We start from the raw sequence: 18855 nt of genomic DNA on the forward strand, positions 1-18855 counted from the left end.
ATGTGCTTATGCCCATCATTCAGGCTGTGGATCGCGCATTGCAAATTTTGGATCTCTTTGATGAATACGAAACCGAATTGAAAATCACTGAAATCAGCAGGCGCCTCGGTCTTCATAAAAGCACGGTTCATTCTTTGCTCAAAACGCTTCAGTCGCGCGGGTACATCATTCAAGACCCGGACAGCGGAAAATACAGGCTTGGCCTTAAATTGATGGAGCGGGGAAATCTCGTTTCGCAAGGGATGGATCTCCGCAATATCGCTAAGAAATTTCTGATGGAATTATCGCTGAAAACGGGACTCACCGTTCATCTGGTCATTCTGGACGGGAAGGAAGGGGTTTATATTGACAAAGTCGAAGGGGCATCGGGAGTGATCATGTACTCCCGCATCGGCCGCCGCGTTCCCATTCATTCCAGCGCGGTCGGGAAGGTTCTGGTCGCCTTCAAGCAAGAGCAGGAATTGGCGGAAATTCTCAGCGGCTATGTCTATACCCGGCAAACGCCCAATACCATTACCTGTGAAGCGGAATTTTTGAATGAGCTGGCCGCTGTCCGCAAAAAAGGGTACGCCGTGGATGATCAGGAAAATGAGCGCGGGGTAAGATGCATGGCCGTGCCCGTCCGGGATCACACCAGACAGGTGATCGCGGCAATCAGCGTCTCCACTCCGGTTTCGGCCCACGATGACGGAACGGACGAACAAATCGTGGATTGCTTGAAAAGCGCAGCCGGCAAGATTTCCGAACAAATGGGTTACGGATTTTGCTGAACGGAAAATTTCATGTCTTATTGTCATACCCCCGGAATGAAAGTGTGAAGCAAAACAGGAGGGAGTGGAGTCCCTCAGAGGGGAAAAGGGGCTCCGCGGCCCGTCCTGTGACGACCATTGACAGCAACGCCATCACCTGTCCAAGGAGTTGTGCACCATGAGAGTGATTCGATTTTTGGAGAATTCCCTTCCTGTCCTCGCTGCAGTAACCGAGGAAGACAGCGTTTATCCGCTTCCCTTTGCCGGATTTCTCGAGCTGGTCAATCAAGCGGAAGCAAAGCAAACCACTCCGCTGCGTCTGATTTTGAACTCGATTGAAAAAGCTGCTCCCTTGCCCCGGGATCTGGAAAGCCTCCAGTTGATCACGCCGCTGGATGCGCCGGAAGTCTGGGCGGCAGGGGTAACCTATGAGCGGAGCAAAGAAGCCCGCAACTATGAAGCAACCGGCGGAAAAATGGATCAGACCACCTTTTACGATAAAGTGTACGATGCAGTCCGGCCGGAAATCTTCTTCAAGTCGACCGCCAGGCGCACGGTGGGGCCGAATCAGCCGGTTTATCTGCGGGGAGATTCCAACTGGCAAATTCCTGAACCGGAACTGGGTCTCGTCCTTAACCATAAAGGAGAGATTCTTGGCTATACAATCGGCAACGATATGAGCTGCCGGGATATTGAAGGCGAAAATCCGCTCTATCTCCCTCAGGCGAAGATCTGGCGCCATTCCTGTTCCCTGGGCCCCGCTGTTTTGCTGGCTGAAGCGGTTGAGGATCCTTACCGGATGGAAATTACCTGCCGCATTTACCGGAACGGGCAAAAAGTGGTCGAAGGGTCAGCCAATACGAGCCAATTGAAACGGAAATTTGCCGAGCTGGTCGATTATTTGAAAAGGGATAATGAAATCTTTGACGGAACGGTTCTGCTGACGGGAACCAGCATTGTCCCGCCCGATGATTTTACCTTGGCGGACGGGGACCGGATTGAGATTGAAATTTCCGGAATCGGCGTACTTTCCAATCTGGTGAAGAGACCAGCCGGTTAAAAAGGAGGCGTGGCGATGGAAACGGCTTATAAAACCGTCATGATCAAGCCTCAGGATAATGTTGCCGTTGCATTGAGCAACATTCCCAAAGGGACGGTGATTCAGGTGCAATGCCGGGATCGGAGCGTCACGGTAAAGCTCGTGAGCGATATCGAGTTTGGCCACAAATTTGCCGTCAAGGAGATTCCCGCCGGCGGCGATGTGATCAAATACGGTGAAGTGATCGGAGCGGCCGTAACGGAGATTGCCGTCGGGGAGCATGTGCATGTTCACAATGTGGAAGGAAAAAGAGGGAGAGGGGATCGGATGGGCCATGCAAACTGAATTTTGGGGCTATCGGCGTCCGGACGGAAAAGCAGGCGTGCGCAATCATGTGTTGATCCTCCCGACGATTACATGTGCCACCCAGACGGCTTACCGGATCACGGAGCTGGTTCAGGGAACGGTGACGTTTATCCACCAGCACGGTTGTGCCCAGGTGGGAGCCGATTATGAACAAACCTTTCGCACTTATGCTGGTTTGGGAAAAAATCCAAATGTCTACGGAGTGGTCGTGTTGGGGCTCGGTTGTGAAACCCATCAGGCACGGAAAATTGCCCAGGATATCGCCAAAAGCGGAAAACCGGTTGAAGTCGTTTCCATCCAGGATCACGGCAGCACTTTGGATGCAATCGCGCAGGGAGCAAAAATCGCCGCAAAAATGGTGCAGGATGCGTCTGCTTTGCATCGGGAACCCCTCCGATTAAGTGAATTGATTGTCGGGACGGAGTGCGGGGGATCGGATGCCTGTTCCGGAATTTCGGCCAACCCGGCGGTGGGCGTTGTCAGCGATTTGATCGCCGATCACGGGGGAACGGCCATTTTGGCGGAAACGACGGAGTTGATCGGGGCCGAACACCTGCTGGCGGAGCGGGCCGCTGACGACAAAGTGAAGAAACGCGTTTACGAAGTGATCCAGGCGATGGAAAGCCGTGCTTTTGCGATGGGGGTGGACATTCGGACGGGAAACCCCAGCCCGGGCAATATCAGGGGAGGACTTACCACCCTGGAGGAAAAATCGCTCGGGGCCGCTGCCAAAGCAGGTTCCCGGACACTTCAGCAACTGGTTGATTATGCGGAGATCCCAAGCAAAAAAGGGTTGGTCTGGATGGATACACCGGGCCATGATATTGAGCAGCTGACCGGGATGGTGGCCGGCGGCGCACAAATCGTCCTGTTCACCAGCGGCAGGGGCACACCCACCGGCTCCCCGATTGCGCCCGTGATCAAAATCTCCACCAACACCCCGATATTTGAACAGATGAGCGACAACATGGACCTGAACGCCGGAACGATCATCGATGGCACGGAAACGATTGAATCCGTGGGAAATCGCATCTTTGACGAAGTGATCCGAGTCGCTTCCGGAAAATTGACGAAAGCGGAAATTTTGAAACAACACGACTTTGGAATTTGGCGGATCGGACCCACATTCTGAAAACGGATGCCCTCAGGGAGGAAAGAAAACATGGTGGATCAAAAAAACGCACGCACGTACCTAAACTATGTAAACGGAGAATGGCGGTCTGCGTCGACCGGTGAGGTGGAAAAAAGCATTAATCCGGCCAATATTGAAGAAGTTGTCGGCTATGTGCAAAAATCGGGGATTGAAGATTTGAACCGGGCGGTGGCCGCGGCCAGATCGGCGCAGAAAACCTGGCGCAAATTGTCCGGGGCCACCCGGGGAAACTATCTGTACAAAACGGCGGACATATTGGAAAAACGCCTGGATGAGATCGCGGAAACGATGACGCGGGAGATGGGCAAAACACTGCCGGAAGCCAAGGGAGAAACCACCAGAGGTGTAGCCATCCTGCGCTATTATGCCGGGGAGGGAATGAGAAAAACGGGGGATGTGATTCCATCTTCCGAAGCAAATGCCTTCATGTTTACAAAGCGGTTCCCGCTCGGGGTAGTCGGTGTGATCACGCCGTGGAACTTTCCGGTTGCCATCCCGATCTGGAAGATAGCGCCGGCGCTGATTTACGGCAATACTGTGGTCTTTAAGCCGGCTCCGGAAACAGCGGTCACGGCGGCCAAAGTGGTCGAGTGTTTTGCTGAAGCGGGCCTGCCGGCAGGCGTGGTGAATCTCGTGATGGGCGACGGAACGGTTGGACAGGGGATCGCCGAACATCCGCAGGTCGACGGAGTTACTTTTACCGGTTCGGGACAGGTGGGAAAACTGGTCGGTCAGATTGCTCTGGCGCGCGGGGCGAAGTACCAGCTGGAGATGGGCGGTAAAAATCCGGTGATTGTCCTGAAAGATGCCGATCTCGATCTGGCGGTTGAAGCGACGGTCAGCGGAGGCTTGCGTTCGACCGGTCAAAAATGCACGGCCACCAGCCGGGTGATTGTTGAAAGCGCCGTTTACGACCAGTTCAAGGAGAAACTGCTGGCGAGAGTGAGCGAGTTAAAGGTGGGAAACGGCCTGGAGGATGGCACATGGATGGGGCCGTGCGCCAATAAAAAGCAACAGGAGAAATTCCAATATTATGTGCAAAAAGGGCTGGAAGATGGAGCTGTTTTGCTCTGCGGAGGGAAAGTGCCGCAGGGAGACCGTTTCCGCAACGGCTTTTACGTGGAACCGACTGTTTTTGAAAATGTGAACCCCCATTCGCTTCTGGCTCAGGAAGAAATTTTCGGTCCGGTTTTGGCCCTGATGAAAGTGGACAGTTTGGAAGAAGCGATTGAGATCGCCAATAACTCCGACTATGGCCTGAGCGCTTCGATCTTTACCAAGGACGTATCCAATGCCTTCACCTTTATCGAGGAGATGGAAGCCGGTCTGGTGCGGGTGAACGCGGAGTCGGCCGGTGTTGAACTCCAGGCGCCGTTTGGCGGCATGAAGCAGTCGAGCTCCCACTCCAGAGAGCAGGGAGAGGCGGCAAAAGAATTTTTTACCGCAGTGAAAACGGTGTTTATTAAACCGTAAAAAATCAACCTTGGAGGCAGACACAGCGTGAGTATGACCCTCACGTTCCGTCTTTGCCTCGTGAGCGGGGGAGAGGGATGAACATTCGGGAAAAAAATCAAAAGTTGGGAGAGATCTTGCGAGGGATGGATCAGGTGATCGTCGCTTTTTCGGCGGGCATCGATTCCACCTTTGTCCTGGCAAGGGCGGTCGAGGAACTGGGGGAGCGGGTGCTGGCAGTCACCGCCGCTTCGGAAACGTTTCCGGAGAGGGAAATGCAGGAAGCGGTTGCCCTGGCGAAACTGCTCGGCGTAAAACATGAAATCATTCAGATCGCCGAAATGGAAAACCCTCACTTTGTCGCCAACAATCCCGATCGCTGCTACCATTGCAAGGCGGGGTTGTACGGGAGTTTGACCCGTCTGGCCAAAGAGCGCAATATTCCCTGGATACTCGACGGGGCCAATATGGATGATCTGGGGGATTACCGGCCGGGAAGAAAAGCGGCGAAAGAATATGAAGTGCGCAGTGTGCTGCAAGAAGCGGAAATCTATAAAAAAGAGCTGCGCGAACTGGCGCGGGAAATGGGCTTGCCAAACTGGGACAAACCATCTTTTGCCTGTCTGTCCTCCCGCATTCCCTACGGTGATCCGATTACGCTGGAAAAGGTGCGGCAGCTGGACCGGGGGGAACAAGCCCTGCGCGAGATGGGTTTTCGCACCTTGCGGATTCGCCATCATGATACGATCGCCCGGATCGAGGTTCCGCCCGGGGAATTCGCCAAAGTTCTGGCCCTTTCCGAGCGGATTACCGCGGTTTTGAAAGCGGAGGGGTTCACTTACGTAACCCTGGATTTGCAAGGATACCGCTCCGGCTCAATGAATGAAACCCTGAAAACGGCAAAATGATCCTTGGGGGACAGGTCATGGACACTTTTAAGGATATCGGTTTTTGCAAGCTCGATATTGACCGTGAAAAGAGAACGGGTTATCCGGAAGTGATCTTCGGGCAAGGAAAAACGGAGAAGCAGGTTGCCGCGATCTTTGCCGAGTTGATGAAGGCACACAACCGGGCGATGGCCACACGGGCGACGAAAGCGATGGCAGCGCTTGTCAAAGATCAGTTTCCCGAGGCGGTGTATGATCCTGTTTCACGCCTGCTGACATGCGGGGAGTCGCCTCGGCGTTATGCAGGCACGGTGGCCGTAGTCTGCGCGGGGACGTCGGATTTGCCGGTCGCGGAAGAAGCGGCGGGAACAGCACAATGGATGGGGTGCGAAGTGGAGCGGATCTATGATGTGGGAGTAGCCGGCATCGACCGTTTGCTCGCCTTCAGGGAACAACTGAGAGAGGCCCGGGTCGTTATTGTGGTCGCCGGAATGGAAGGGGCACTGGCAAGCGTCGTCGGCGGGCTGACCAGACGCCCGGTCATTGCCGTTCCCACCTCGGTAGGCTACGGGGCGCATTTTTCCGGGTTGACCCCGCTGTTCTCCATGCTGACTTCTTGCACCGCCGGAGTAACAGTGGTGAATATCGATAATGGATTCGGTGCGGGTTATGCCGCGGTGATGATTCAACAATTGGTGCAGGAGGCTGTCGGCAAATGAGCACATTATATCTCGATTGTATATCCGGCATTGCGGGTGATATGACATTGGCCGCCCTGATCGATTTGGGGGCCGACCCCGGTTATATCGAAAAACATTTGAAAAAACTTCCGCTCGATCCTTTTTTCATGCAGATCAAACAGGTGGTAAAACGGGGCATTTCAGCCAAACAACTCTGCCTCCACGTTGAACCGCAACCTCATCATTCCCGTCATCACGCCCATCGCCATGCTGCCGATATTCTGGCGATGATCGAGCAAAGTGAGCTGCCGTCCCGCGTTAAAGAAAGGAGCCGCTCGATTTTTTCGCTGATCGCTGAAGCCGAAGGGAAAATTCACGGGATTTCGCCGGAGAAAGTGCATTTTCACGAAGTAGGGGCGATGGATTCGATCATCGATATCATCGGAACTTGTTTAGCTTTGGAAAACCTGGGGATTGAACAAATTTTCGCCTCTGAAGTGCCGGTCGGAAGCGGAAAAGTGCAGATGGCCCATGGTTTGTATCCGATTCCGGCACCGGCCACAGCGGAGCTTTTGACAGGGATCCCGCTGGCTTCTCTCCATGTGAATGGAGAATTGACGACCCCGACGGGCGCCGGGATTTTGAAAGCGCTCGTCAGCGAGTTCAGGCCGATTGGAGGCTTTACCATAGAGAAGATCGGGTACGGTGCAGGGGAGAAGGATTTCGATCATCCGAATGTGTTACGGGCGCTTCTCATAAAAGATGGTGAAGAAAAAAAGGAGTATGACAGGCAAAGGGAAACGATCGCCGTTCTGGAAACCCAAGTGGATGACATGAGCGGTGAAGCCCTTGGTTATGCGATGGACCAACTGTTTCGCGCCGGGGCGCTCGATGTGTTTTATACGCCGGTTTATATGAAAAAAAATCGTCCAGGAACGTTGATTACTGTTTTGGCGCCGGAGCATTTGGCCGAACGTTGTGAAGACGTCCTGCTCAGGGAAACGACAACTCTCGGCGTGCGGCGAACGAGGTGGACGAGATCGATTCTCAGGCGGGAGACCGACAGGGTGGAGACCCCCTATGGAACGATTGCCGTCAAGCGGGCATACCGGGATGGAACGGCCATTCGGCAGATGCCGGAATACGAAGAGGTGGCCCGAATCGCGCGGGAAAAAGGGGTTCCGTTCCAGGAGGTGTACGAAACGGTGATCCGCTGCGTGCACGATAAGGAGCGGGCATAGCGGAATATAAACGGGAGAGCTTTGCAAGAGCCGCAGGATTTCAATGATCGGAGGAAACCTGTGGCTCTTTACATGAAGCTTGACATTAAAGTGTATAATTTAAGGTAACTATAAAAAAATTAGTATGTCCACCGCCATCTTCAGGGATGACGGATGATTAGAGGTGAACTTCGTTGATTAAACTGAGCGTGTTGGACCAATCCCCGATTCCGGAAGGAAAAACGGCAGAAGAGGCCTTGGCGGACACGGCCCGTTTGGCGCAGGAAACAGAAAAGCTGGGATTTCACCGTTTTTGGGTATCCGAGCATCATTTCACCCGCAGCCTGGCAGGTTCCAGTCCGGAAGTGCTCATCAGCCATCTTGCGGCCAAAACGGAGAAAATGAGGATCGGCTCCGGCGGTGTGATGCTCCCCCACTACAGCGCTTATAAAGTGGCTGAAAACTTTAAGGTGCTGGAAGCATTGTACCCGAACCGGATCGACCTGGGCCTGGGAAGGGCACCGGGAGGAATGCCGCTGGCGACCAAAGCGCTCCAAGAAGGAAAAATCTCTTATGCAGACCATTATCCGCAGCAAATAGCGGATCTGATTTCCTTTCTCCATGATCATGAGCACCCTGAGTACCCGGGATTGCGTGCGACTCCGCTGATCGGAACTGCACCGGAGATCTGGTTGCTCGGTTCCAGCGGCGGCAGTGCCTTGCTCGCTGCCCAACAGGGAGCGGGGTATGCATTTGCGCAATTTATCAACGGAGAAGGCGGAGCCGATGTGGTTCGGTTTTATCGGGAACATTTTCGCCCGTCGCAATTGAATCAGCAGCCGCAAACCATTCTCGCCATTTTCGTCGTCTGCGCGGAAACGGATGATGAGGCGGAGCATTTGGCCGCGAGCCTGGATTTATCCCTGCTCTTGATTGAAAAGGGGGGTGCAGCCAACGGGATTCCTTCCGTTGAAACGGCGCTCCGTTATCCTTATTCTGCCTATGACCGCTATCGCATAAAAGAGAACCGCAAACGGATGATCGTCGGGTCAAAAGAACGGGTGAAAGAGCGAATTCTTCAACTCGGCGAAGAATATGGTACAGAAGAATTTATGATAGTAACCCTGATGCATGACTTTGCCTCCAAACTGAAATCATACCGCCTGTTGGCGGAGGCGTTTGCTTTGAAAAAAGACTGCTGACCAACGCATGGTCGGCAGTTTCCATCCCGTCATCCCTGAATTCCGAACAGATCGAATTTTTTGTCCGAATGCTGAAAGGGGGGAAAGAAATGAAAGCAAAATGTTTACAACCGGGCGACACGATTGGCATTATCGCCCCGGCGAGCCCGACTGATCCGGTGGAACTGGAAATGTCACTTGAAATTTTGGCGGGCTTTGGTTATCGGGTGAAGCCCGGTCGTTCGCTGGGAGAGCGCTACGGTTATCTGGCTGGAAGGGATGAGATTCGGGCGGAGGATATCAACCGGATGTTTGCCGATCCCGAAGTGGATGCTGTTTTTTGTCTGAGAGGAGGGTACGGAACCCCTCGTCTGCTGGATCTGATCGATTATGAAATCATCCGGGCCAATCCGAAAATTTTTGCCGGCTATAGCGATATTACCGCATTGCATGTGGCGATTTATCAGCGGACGGGATTGGTTACCTTTCACGGCCCGATGGTGTTTGAACTGGCAAAGCGCTTCGATGCCCTTTCCTGGCATACGCTTTTTACGCACCTGTCCCGGCCTTGTCCAGTTGGCGGATACCTCTCCTCAGCGGAAAGCTGTCCGTTCACCATTGTCCAAGGTGAAGCGGAAGGGAAGTTGGTCGGCGGAAATTTGTCCCTCCTGGCGGCTTTGCTCGGTACGCCGTATGAAGTGGATACCAGGGGACACATTCTCTTCATCGAAGAGATTGAGGAAGAGCCATACCGGATTGACCGCATGCTCACCCAGCTGAGACTGGCCGGAAAGTTGCAGCAGGCAAGCGGGATTGTTATAACGGAATGTACCGACTGTGAAGCAGCGGATGATGCGAAGAGTTTAACCGTGAGACAGGTTTTGGAAGATATTTTGAAGCCCCTTGGCATCCCCGCTTTTTATGGATTGAAAGCGGGACATACCAATGTCAACTTGACACTGCCGGTCGGGGTCCGGGCAAAAATGGATGCAGGCGGGCGATGGCTGCAATTTCAGGAAGCCGGCGTAACCTGCTGAAAAAAAACTGCCCCAGTTCCCTGAGGCAGTTTGCTCTAACCTTTATCTTCCAGATCCCAAACAGGCACGATCATGACATTATCCTTGTTGACTTCTTCATGCACCTGAGCTTTTTCAGCGTGTTCATCGACCATTTCAATCCAGACCGGGCGTCCCCGGTAGGTGACTTCGATGTGTTCCGGAAACTTTAAAATCTCTTTTGCACGTTCCAGATCCATGCGCAATCCCTCCTCATCTATCCATAGGGTTACGTATTGTGGCCGGAGTTATACGTTGTACGCAGCGCACCGAACCCGTTTTTTCCGAAGAAATCCGGGCCCTTTCCCTGATTGGGGCTGTTGGCAAAATTCAACGAGAGGGACGGCGAAGGAACTGAAGCAAAAAAGCACCCGGTCCGACGGACATTTCCGTTTCGGGAGTTTGCCGTAAGCGGAAAACCCGGGGCCATTCCCGTCCTATCCGCTTTTTCATCAAAATTTGAAATGATCGGGATGCTGGCCGAAACGGTGGTTCTGGTTCATTGCATCGATCTGGTCCATCTCTGCGGGGGAGAGTTCAAAATCAAAGATATCTGCATTTTCCTTGATGCGGTGTTCGCGCACGGATTTGGGAATCGTGACGACTCCGTGCTGCAAGTCCCAGCGCAAAATGATTTGAGCCGGAGTCTTGCCGTGTTTTTCGGCAAGGGCTGTCAGTGTCGGGTGATCGAGGTTATTTCCTCTCATAAGCGGACTCCAGGCTTCCAGCTGGATCCCTTCCTGTTTGCAGTATTGAAGCAGTTCCTTTTGCGTCAGCAGGGGATGGTATTCCACTTGATTTACCATCGGCAGCAGATCACTGTGTTTTTTCAATTCCTCGATATGATGGATTTGAAAGTTGCTGACACCGATCGCCCGAACCTGTCCTTCCCGGTATAATGTTTCGAGTGCTTTCCATGTGTCGATAAATTTCTCTTTTACCGGCCAATGGATAAGATAGAGGTCAATATAATCCACCCCCAATTTTCGGCGGCTCTCGTTAAATGCCTTCAGGGTGGTGTCATAACCTTGATCGGTATTCCATACTTTGGTGGTCAGGAAGATCTCTTCCCGGGGAATCCCGGATTCTTTGATTGCCCGGCCGACACCTTCTTCATTTTCATAGAGCGCGGCGGTATCGATGCTTCGATATCCCGTGTTCAGCGCCGCCTTGACTGCGTTGATGACTTCAGTTCCCTCCCGGGCTTTGTAAACGCCGAGACCGAGCCAAGGCATCTTCACACCATTATGTAACGTGGTCGTGCTGGTAAGATCCAGAGCCATGTGATCGCTCCCTTTTTGTGAAAATATGTTTCTGGGCAAGACATGTTGCCGTCGGGCAGTGGTGTCCCTGAATTTCCCGATGGCCGTTCAGGGGAGAGCCACTTCCCTCCCCGGTTTGTTTCCCGGGGTAAAAGAAAAGTTGTTTTTGTTGGATAACGTTCTCCTTTTCATAGTAGTACGTAACCGGGGCGGCTTCAAGGCAGAGCCAACGTTGACCGCCATCTCCCGGCAAAGCCGAAACCGAGGCTCGCATGCTCTGTTGGCAGGGAGAACAACTCGGTTGACGTATATGATTTTTTTCGAACTGTCACCTGTCACTCCGTGCAAAGAGATACACGTTTATGATTATTTGATATATTATAAATTCGATAAATATAGTGTATACTTCTGCATAAACTCATTTAAAATGAAATTATTAACGAACAAGGAGGCCGTTCACATGAAAAACATGACAAATCAAACCGTACAAACATATAAGGGTGTGACATCCTCTTATCTGTAAATGATGTACCCCTTATATGTGTTTATTTAAATAACACAAAAAGGGGTAAATCATGCGTTTTCCGGTAAAAAAATTTTTCTCATATTACAAACCGTATTTAATGCCGTTTCTTTCGGTATTGGCATGCGACTTGATCGTTTCTGCTGTGAGTTTGGTGTTTCCATTGCTCGTTCGGTATATAACGAAAGATGTTCTGGAAGGAGACTTATCCACTGCGTTAGATGAAGTGTACCAGATCGGCGGGCTGATGCTTGTTTTGGTCGTGATCCAGAATGTCGGAAACTATTTTGTAGACTACAAAGGTCATGAGATTGGTGCCCGTATGGAAAGGGATATGCGCGGTGAGTTGTTCGCGCATATGCAGAAGCTTTCCTTAAGCTTTTACGACAAGGAAAAGACAGGTCAGCTCATGTCTCGGATAACGAACGACCTGCTACTGCTTTCCGAGCTCTGCCATCACGGCCCGGAAGACTACGCCAAATATCTCGCCCGTTTTATTGGAGCATTTGTCATTTTGTTCTTCATTAACGCCCCTTTAACAATCGCTGTGTTCTGCTTTTTGCCATTCTTGGGTGTCTTCACATTGTATTTTAATAAGAAGTTGAACAAGGCTTTAAGAAGAAACAAAGAGCGAATCGGGGACGTAAACGCACAGGTGGAGGACAGTCTGTCGGGAATCCGCGTGGTAAAATCGTTTGCCAACGAGCACGTGGAGATTGAGAAGTTTAACCGGGAAAATAATTGTTTCCTCGATAGCCGGAAAAAAACTTACAAGGCGGAAGCGTATTTTTTCAATGGTGTTGAAGCGTTTATCCAACTGATTATGATCACGGTGATTATCTTTGGCAGTGTCAGTATTGTGAATAATACTTTAGAGTTAGCTGATTTAATTACTTTCCTACTGTATATCGGCTTTATGATTGAACCCATTCAACAGTTGACTCATATGAGCACGCAGTTTCAAGAAGGGATCACGGGCTTCCAGCGCTTTATGGAAATCATGAATCTGAAGCCGGCAATCGAAAACAAACCGAATGCCATAACCTTGCCACAGGTACATGGAGAGATTGAGTTCAAGAAGGTTTCCTTCCGTTACGAAGACCATTTGGACAATGTATTGGTAAATCTGTCGCTTCGTATACAACCCGGGGAGTACGTTGCGTTGGTTGGTCCGTCCGGTGCGGGAAAAACTACATTATGCTCGCTCATCCCCCGTTTTTATGACGTGACAGAGGGGGAGGTGTTGCTGGACGGAATCAACGTCCGCGATCTTGACCTGCGATCATTAAGAAATAACATCGGTATTGTACAGCAAGATGTTTACCTTTTTGTGGGAACAGTGTTGGAAAATATTCGCTACGGAAATCCAGCGGCGAGCGATGCAGAAATTATCAGGGCAGCCAAGCATGCCAATGCACATGACTTTATTATGAGCTTGCCAAACGGCTATCACTCCAAGATCGGACAAAGAGGTGTCAAATTGTCTGGTGGGCAAAAGCAGCGGCTGAGTATTGCCCGCGTATTCTTGAAAAATCCACCCGTTCTGATTTTGGATGAGGCAACGAGCGCGCTGGATAACGAGAGTGAAAGCATTGTCAAGGAATCACTGGAATCATTGGCCAAAGGACGTACAACCCTCGTGATTGCCCATCGCCTTTCCACAATCCGCAATGCCCGACGAATTATTGTACTGACGGAGGGTGGTATTGTGGAACAAGGTACGCACGATGAGTTACTTGCACGAGATGGGGTATATGCACACCTGTATTCCAAGCAGTTTGATTAGAGTTGGAAACCGCTTCAGAAAAGGGACCCCGCGCTCTTTATTCGCCCTTTCTGTCATGCATCAGCCAAAGCGCGAGACAAAAAACATGCAGCCCGCCGTGAGCTGCATGTTTTCAAATAACCGTTTATTTTCCGATGAATTCTTGTACCCAGTAATTTCCGTCTTTTACATAACCGACACCGATGTAATTGAAATCTTTATTCAAGATATTTTCACGGTGTCCTTTGCTGTTCATCCAGTCTATCACAACCTCTTGCGGAGTGGGTTGCCCCATGGCAATATTTTCTCCGGCGCTGTTGTATTGGATGCCATACTTATTCATCATGTCAAATGGAGAGCCGTAAGTCGGGCTGTTGTGGTCAAAATAGTGTTTGTCATGCATGTCTTGTGCTTTGTCCCGTGCCATCCGGCTCAATTTCGAATCGATTTTCAGGGCAGGCAACCCGTATTTGGCCCGTTCCTGATTGACAAGGTCAACCACTTGTTTCTCGTATTCGCTCAGCGTATAGCCGGTTTGTTGTTGTCCGGAAGAAGACGGTGGGGTCGATGCCGGTTTTGTCGTCTGGTTGGTTGCAGGTTGCTTTTTGACCGGAGCCGGTTGCTGTTGGATCTGCTTGGGCTGTACCGGAACGGATTGCGGCCGGTTTTGGATGATTTCCAGCGAGTCCACTTTGATGCCGTATTGTTTGAGAAGCTGGTCGAGATGCAACTCTTTCAAGGTTTCTTGAATATAGTGACAATAAGAGGAATTGGCGGAATCAGCTTCTGTACCGGGATCTTGTTTGCCGGCAGCAAAAGTTGTAAGCGGGCTGGTGACAGCCAATGCTCCTGCAATTGCCAATGAAGTCAAAATACGACGATTTTTCACAGAATAACCCTCCTGTTCATTTCCTGGCTCAACAGTGAAGCTGAGCGTTTCTCTATTAGAGGATAACATAGGTTTTGACGATATTTAGTAGAAATAGTTGGAAGTGGGATTGGTTTCCTTTCAAAGGTGGGGGTTAAAGCAAATGGAGAGAAAAGGCATCCGCTGACCGGATGTTAGCCAGCAGGTGAGGGGGGACACCGTGGCATTAGCCGGCAACGAACTTTCACAGAAAAACACCTTCCCCCCATGGCTATTGCCGGAGAAAGGTGTTTTGCCTTCAATTGAGTGAACTTGCTTGTGTATTTACTGTTGGCTTTTCTGCAAAGCCTGATCGAGATCTTCAAGAATATCGTCGATCGATTCAATGCCTACGGACAGGCGGACGAGTTCAGGCGTTACACCGGCACTGCGCTGTTCCGCTTCCGACAGTTGCTGGTGGGTCGTGCTCGCCGGATGGATGACCAATGATTTGGCATCACCGACATTGGCGAGATGAGAAAAGAGCTTCACATTTTGGATAAATTTCTTGCCGGCTTCCAAACCTCCCTTAATGCCGAAGGTGAAAACGGCTCCCTGGCCTTTGGGGAGGTATTTTTGCGCCAGCTCATAGGTGCGGTGGGTTGGCAAGCCGGGATGGTTTACCCATTCCACTGCTTCATGCTCTGCCAGATATTTCGCTGTTTTCAGGGCATTTTCACTGTGCCGTTCCATTCTCAGATGCAAGGTTTCCAGTCCCTGCAAGAGAAGGAAAGCATTAAAGGGAGAAATGGCGGCGCCGGTGTCGCGCAGCAGTTGAACGCGGGCTTTGATTATGTAGGCCAATGGGCCGACCGCTTCGGTATATCGGACGCCATGGTAGCTGGGATCAGGCTCGGTAAGATCCGGGAATTTCCCGTTCGTCCAGTCAAAACGGCCGGAGTCGACGATTACCCCGCCAATGCTGTTGCCATGACCGCCGATAAATTTCGTTGCGGAGTGGACGACGATATCAGCCCCGAATTCAAAGGGACGGCATAAATATGGCGTGGCAAACGTATTGTCGACGATGAGAGGAACACCGTGATCATGGGCAACGTTCGCGACTGCCTCGATGTCCAGGATATCGGTTTGCGGATTGCCGATGGTTTCGGCGAAGACTGCTTTGGTTTTATCAGTGAAGGCTTTGCGGAAATTTTCCGGATCGGACTGATCGACGAAAATCACTGTGATCCCCAGTTTGGCCAGTGTATGCCTGAAGAGGTTGAACGTGCCGCCGTAAAGATGGCTTGAAGCGACAATTTCATCTCCGGAATTGGCGATATTAAGAATGGAATAAGTGATCGCTGCCTGTCCGGAACTGGTCGCCAGCGCCCCGACGCCTCCTTCCAGTTCGGCCACCCTTTTTTCAAATACGTCCTGGGTCGGGTTCATAATGCGGGTATAGATATTGCCGAATTCCTTTAACGCAAACAAATCCGCCGCATGCTGGGGATCATTGAACACATAGGAAGTCGTTTGGTAAATCGGTACGGCCCGGGCATTGGTTGTCGGATCAGGTACCTGTCCGCCGTGGACGGCAATCGTTTCAAGCTGGTGCTTTTTTTGTTCGCTCATGTTTTTCCTCCTTCTCAGTAAAAAGCCTCTTCCCTGATCCAGAGAAGAGGCTTTGTGATCCATTTTCCTCTCCTATCTCTTAGAAACTGATGCTCAGTCTCTACAGGAATTGGCACCTTCCGGTTCGTCTCACCGGGGTTGCCGGGCTTCATCGGGCCAGTCCCTCCGCCGCTCTGGATAAGAGTATAAAACGTGAAAATATATGTTTTTTTATCGATTTACTACATTATAATAAATTGTGATTTTTTTGCAATGTATTTTGCAAGGGAATTTGTTTGGGATCCAAAAACGATGAAGGAGATTTTTGCGTTCCGGACTCTGGTGAAAAGTCATGATCTTTTCCGAAGGGTCCCGCAGCGATGGTGAGCCTTGGGAAAATTTATTTTAAAATAAAAAACAAACAGAGAGACAGGTGAATAAATATTGTCTGTTTTTTTAAAATTGGTATAATAAGCAGGAGAAGTGGAATATAAGCATTGAGGTGGACGCCGATGAACGGAATCCCGCGCCCGCTGGTACGTGCCAACCAATGGTTTCAGGTACTGTCGGTTGTTTTTGCCCTGATCACAGGTCAATACTGGATTTTGCTGCTCCCGTTGCTCACCGGGCTGTACAGTCTGATCGTGGGCCAAAATCCGGTATTTTGGGTTGTTCGTCCGTTTTTAAGAAAACCGCATTCGCACTATGCGATGGAAGATCCTGACCAGCAGAGATTTAACCAGATGATCGCAGCTGTCTGCCTGGTACTCAGCCTGATCGGATTTTATGCCGGAGTGCCGGCGGTTGGGTATGTATTTGCCATTCTGTTGGGAATCGCGGCCTTTGTGGCCATTCTCGGTTTTTGCATCGGATGCTTTATCCGTTACCAATATCTCCGCTACAAGCAGCGGAAAGCTTGAACCCGCCTCGTTGCGGGTTTTTTTTGCGGTTCATTCGGTGTAGAATAAGGGGAGGTTTTGCAAGAACGTTAAATGAGGTAGGTTTATATGAAAATCGTACTATCGACGTTAAACGCCAAATATATTCACACCTCGCTTGCTTTGCGCTATTTGAAAGCATTTTGTGAGCGTGAATTTGCTGTGGAAATCGCGGAGTACACCATTAAGGATCCGGAGATGAACATCGTTTCCGACCTGTTTAACCGCGCTCCCGACGTGGTCGGTTTCTCTTGTTATATCTGGAATATCGAAGAGACGATCACCGTGATTGACATGCTGAAGAAAGTAAAACCGGATGTGAAAATCGTCCTGGGAGGGCCGGAGGTGTCCTATGACACAAAAGAATGGATGGAGCGGTTGCCCCAAGTCGATTTTATTGTGATGGGTGAAGGGGAAGAGACATTTCATCACTTGCTGACCGAGTTGAGCGGTGAACAAAAGTTCCATTTTGTGTTTGGACTTGCTTGGCGCAAAGGTGATGAAATCATCATCAATCCGCCGCGCCCCAAATTGGATCTGAACAAAATTCCCTCACCGCACCGGTTTGAGGAAGACCTTCCCCATCTGCCCAATCGCGTTGTTTACTTTGAGACCAGCCGCGGCTGCCCGTTCAGCTGCCAGTTTTGTTTATCCAGCATCGAAGTGGGGGTCCGTTATTTTGACATCGAGCGGACGAAGCAGGATTTGCTCTACCTCATCCGCAACGGTGCAAAGCTGATCAAATTTGTCGATCGCACTTTCAACATTAAGCGGGATTATGCACTGGAGATTTTTCAGTTTTTGATTGATCACCATGGGGGCTGTACATTTCAGTTCGAGATTACTGCGGATATTATGCGCCCGGAAGTGCTGGATTTTCTGGCGGAAAAGGCCCCGCCCGGCATTTTCCGCTTTGAGATCGGCGTGCAATCGACCAACGACCCGACAAACGAAGCGGTCAAACGGCGGCAGAACTTTGCCAAGCTGAGCCGCACCGTGACCAAAATCAAGGAGTCCGGAAAAATCGCGCAGCATCTCGACTTGATTGCCGGGTTGCCGCTGGAGGATTACAACACTTTCAAGAAAACATTCAATGATGTGTTTGCATTGAGGCCGGAAGAGTTGCAGCTCGGCTTTCTGAAAATGCTGCGGGGAACCGGGATGCGGCTGGAAGCGGAGAAGTACGGCTATGTATTTATGGAGAAAGCGCCTTATGAAATCCTGGGGAACGAGATTCTCCCGTTTTCCGACATTGTCCGCATCAAGCGCGTCGAGGATGTTTTGGAAAAGTACTGGAATGCCCATCGCATGGATCATACCATTTCCTATCTGGTGGAGCGGGAGTTTCCGTCTCCCTTTGATTTCTTCCAGGATTTCGGGGATTTTTGGGAACGCAAGGGCTGGCAAAAGATCGGTCATCAGCTGGAAGATTTGTTCACCCGCTTGCATGCTTTTTTGTTGGAACGGGCTACCAGGCATCTTGACCTGATTCTCGGCTTGATGAAATACGACTACTACCTCGGACACAAACACCGCCCGCGCAAGGTTTGGTGGGAGCTGAGTTTGAGCAAGGAAGAGCAGGCTGCTCTGTTGCGACAGGCTGCGGAACAACCGGAACTTCTTTCAGGCGATTTCGCAAACCTTGGGCTTTCCGAGCGCGATCTGTTCAAACATGCGGTTGTCGATATGTTGCCTTTCGATTTGGACGTTTATCTGCGAACAGGCGAAATTCTTCGGCGGGACGTCGCTCTGTTTGCCGTTTACCGGCCTGATCAAGGAATGTCGGCCAGATGTTACACGATGCCGGTGAACGACCGCCAAGTTCCGCCGCCCGATGTGCGTAAAGTCGTTTGAACGTTCGTTCCGGGGCAAGCGAAAAAGCGGAAAGGCTTTGTTTTCACATTCGCATTAAGACGAAACCTCCTCCGGATGGGGGAGGTTTTCTCGTAATATTGATCGTTTTCCGGATCATGGAGCCTCCTCCCTTCCATTTCTGCCACACATGTCAACGAAATGAGTGAACGGGGAATGGAGCGGGAAAACATTGACAATGAATGGTGTTTTTCAATACGATTAAATTATTAGATAATAGGAATATTTTTGTATATGGAGAATTGTCTTTGT

The 18855-nt window shown here is 50.9% G+C and carries 17 protein-coding genes and 1 riboswitch; of the genes, 13 read left to right on the forward strand and 4 right to left on the reverse strand.

The features are described from left to right. The first annotated feature begins 8 nt into the window (after nt 1-8). The 10 genes from I8U17_RS08480 to I8U17_RS08525 all read left to right on the forward strand — a co-directional run bounded on the left by I8U17_RS08480 (nt 9) and on the right by I8U17_RS08525 (nt 9764). A complete protein-coding gene (locus I8U17_RS08480; protein WP_198059271.1) occupies nt 9-770 on the forward strand; it encodes an IclR family transcriptional regulator in 762 nt (253 codons plus the stop codon). Between the two features lie 157 nt (nt 771-927). Beyond that, the gene (locus tag I8U17_RS08485; RefSeq protein WP_198059272.1) at nt 928-1809 is read left to right on the forward strand and encodes a fumarylacetoacetate hydrolase family protein; all 882 of its coding nucleotides are present in this window, start codon (nt 928-930) and stop codon (nt 1807-1809) included. Nucleotides 1810-1824: 15 nt separating this feature from the next. Beyond that, nucleotides 1825-2133 carry a UxaA family hydrolase gene (locus I8U17_RS08490; protein ID WP_198059273.1) on the forward strand — a complete coding sequence of 103 codons (309 nt, stop codon included), beginning with the start codon at nt 1825-1827 and terminating at the stop codon, nt 2131-2133. Continuing rightward, nucleotides 2084-3286 (forward strand): UxaA family hydrolase, encoded by a 1203-nt coding sequence (locus I8U17_RS08495; protein ID WP_370589232.1) that lies wholly within the window; start codon nt 2084-2086, stop codon nt 3284-3286. Before I8U17_RS08490 ends, I8U17_RS08495 begins: the two co-directional genes overlap by 50 nt. 30 nt (nt 3287-3316) lie before the next feature. Continuing rightward, nucleotides 3317-4780: an alpha-ketoglutaric semialdehyde dehydrogenase GucD gene (gene gucD / locus I8U17_RS08500; protein WP_198059274.1), complete on the forward strand. Its 1464-nt coding sequence runs from the start codon at nt 3317-3319 to the stop codon at nt 4778-4780. A 77-nt stretch (nt 4781-4857) separates the two neighbouring features. Beyond that, nucleotides 4858-5667 (forward strand): ATP-dependent sacrificial sulfur transferase LarE, encoded by an 810-nt coding sequence (larE, locus tag I8U17_RS08505; protein WP_198059275.1) that lies wholly within the window; start codon nt 4858-4860, stop codon nt 5665-5667. 17 nt (nt 5668-5684) lie between these two features. Further along, entirely contained in the window at nt 5685-6365 is a 681-nt protein-coding gene (gene larB / locus I8U17_RS08510; protein WP_033099280.1) for a nickel pincer cofactor biosynthesis protein LarB, read from the forward strand. Then, nucleotides 6362-7567: a nickel pincer cofactor biosynthesis protein LarC gene (gene larC, locus I8U17_RS08515; RefSeq protein WP_198055067.1), complete on the forward strand. Its 1206-nt coding sequence runs from the start codon at nt 6362-6364 to the stop codon at nt 7565-7567. Before larB ends, larC begins: the two co-directional genes overlap by 4 nt. Nucleotides 7568-7740: 173 nt before the next feature. Continuing rightward, entirely contained in the window at nt 7741-8748 is a 1008-nt protein-coding gene (locus I8U17_RS08520) for an LLM class flavin-dependent oxidoreductase (protein WP_198055066.1), read from the forward strand. A gap of 89 nt (nt 8749-8837) precedes the next feature. Further along, nucleotides 8838-9764, forward strand: a complete 927-nt coding sequence (locus I8U17_RS08525; RefSeq protein ID WP_033099375.1) for a S66 peptidase family protein — start codon at nt 8838-8840, stop codon at nt 9762-9764. A gap of 35 nt (nt 9765-9799) precedes the next feature. On the opposite strand, the gene I8U17_RS08530 is transcribed toward I8U17_RS08525, so the two are convergent. Continuing rightward, nucleotides 9800-9982 (reverse strand): H-type small acid-soluble spore protein, encoded by a 183-nt coding sequence (locus I8U17_RS08530; RefSeq protein ID WP_198059277.1) that lies wholly within the window; start codon nt 9980-9982, stop codon nt 9800-9802. Nucleotides 9983-10234: 252 nt separating this feature from the next. Continuing rightward, a complete protein-coding gene (locus I8U17_RS08535) occupies nt 10235-11065 on the reverse strand; it encodes an aldo/keto reductase (protein ID WP_033099275.1) in 831 nt (276 codons plus the stop codon). A 554-nt stretch (nt 11066-11619) separates the two neighbouring features. Here I8U17_RS08535 and I8U17_RS08540 point away from each other — a divergent pair. Continuing rightward, nucleotides 11620-13353: an ABC transporter ATP-binding protein gene (locus tag I8U17_RS08540; RefSeq protein ID WP_198059278.1), complete on the forward strand. Its 1734-nt coding sequence runs from the start codon at nt 11620-11622 to the stop codon at nt 13351-13353. 124 nt (nt 13354-13477) lie between these two features. Here I8U17_RS08540 and I8U17_RS08545 read toward each other — a convergent pair whose 3' ends face one another. Both I8U17_RS08545 and I8U17_RS08550 read right to left on the reverse strand, forming a co-directional pair. After that, entirely contained in the window at nt 13478-14221 is a 744-nt protein-coding gene (locus tag I8U17_RS08545) for a CAP domain-containing protein (RefSeq protein WP_370589231.1), read from the reverse strand. Nucleotides 14222-14524: 303 nt separating this feature from the next. Next, entirely contained in the window at nt 14525-15814 is a 1290-nt protein-coding gene (locus I8U17_RS08550; protein WP_198055065.1) for a homocysteine synthase, read from the reverse strand. Nucleotides 15815-15883: 69 nt separating this feature from the next. Next, nucleotides 15884-15998, reverse strand: a riboswitch (SAM riboswitch). 307 nt (nt 15999-16305) lie between these two features. Here I8U17_RS08550 and I8U17_RS08555 point away from each other — a divergent pair. Then, entirely contained in the window at nt 16306-16713 is a 408-nt protein-coding gene (locus I8U17_RS08555) for a DUF4395 domain-containing protein (protein WP_033099272.1), read from the forward strand. An 87-nt stretch (nt 16714-16800) separates the two neighbouring features. Further along, entirely contained in the window at nt 16801-18585 is a 1785-nt protein-coding gene (locus I8U17_RS08560; protein WP_198059279.1) for a B12-binding domain-containing radical SAM protein, read from the forward strand. Nucleotides 18586-18855 lie beyond the last annotated feature (270 nt).

The organism is Thermoactinomyces sp. CICC 10521, assembly GCF_016055135.1.
In the GTDB taxonomy this organism is placed as follows: domain Bacteria; phylum Bacillota; class Bacilli; order Thermoactinomycetales; family Thermoactinomycetaceae; genus Thermoactinomyces_A; species Thermoactinomyces_A daqus.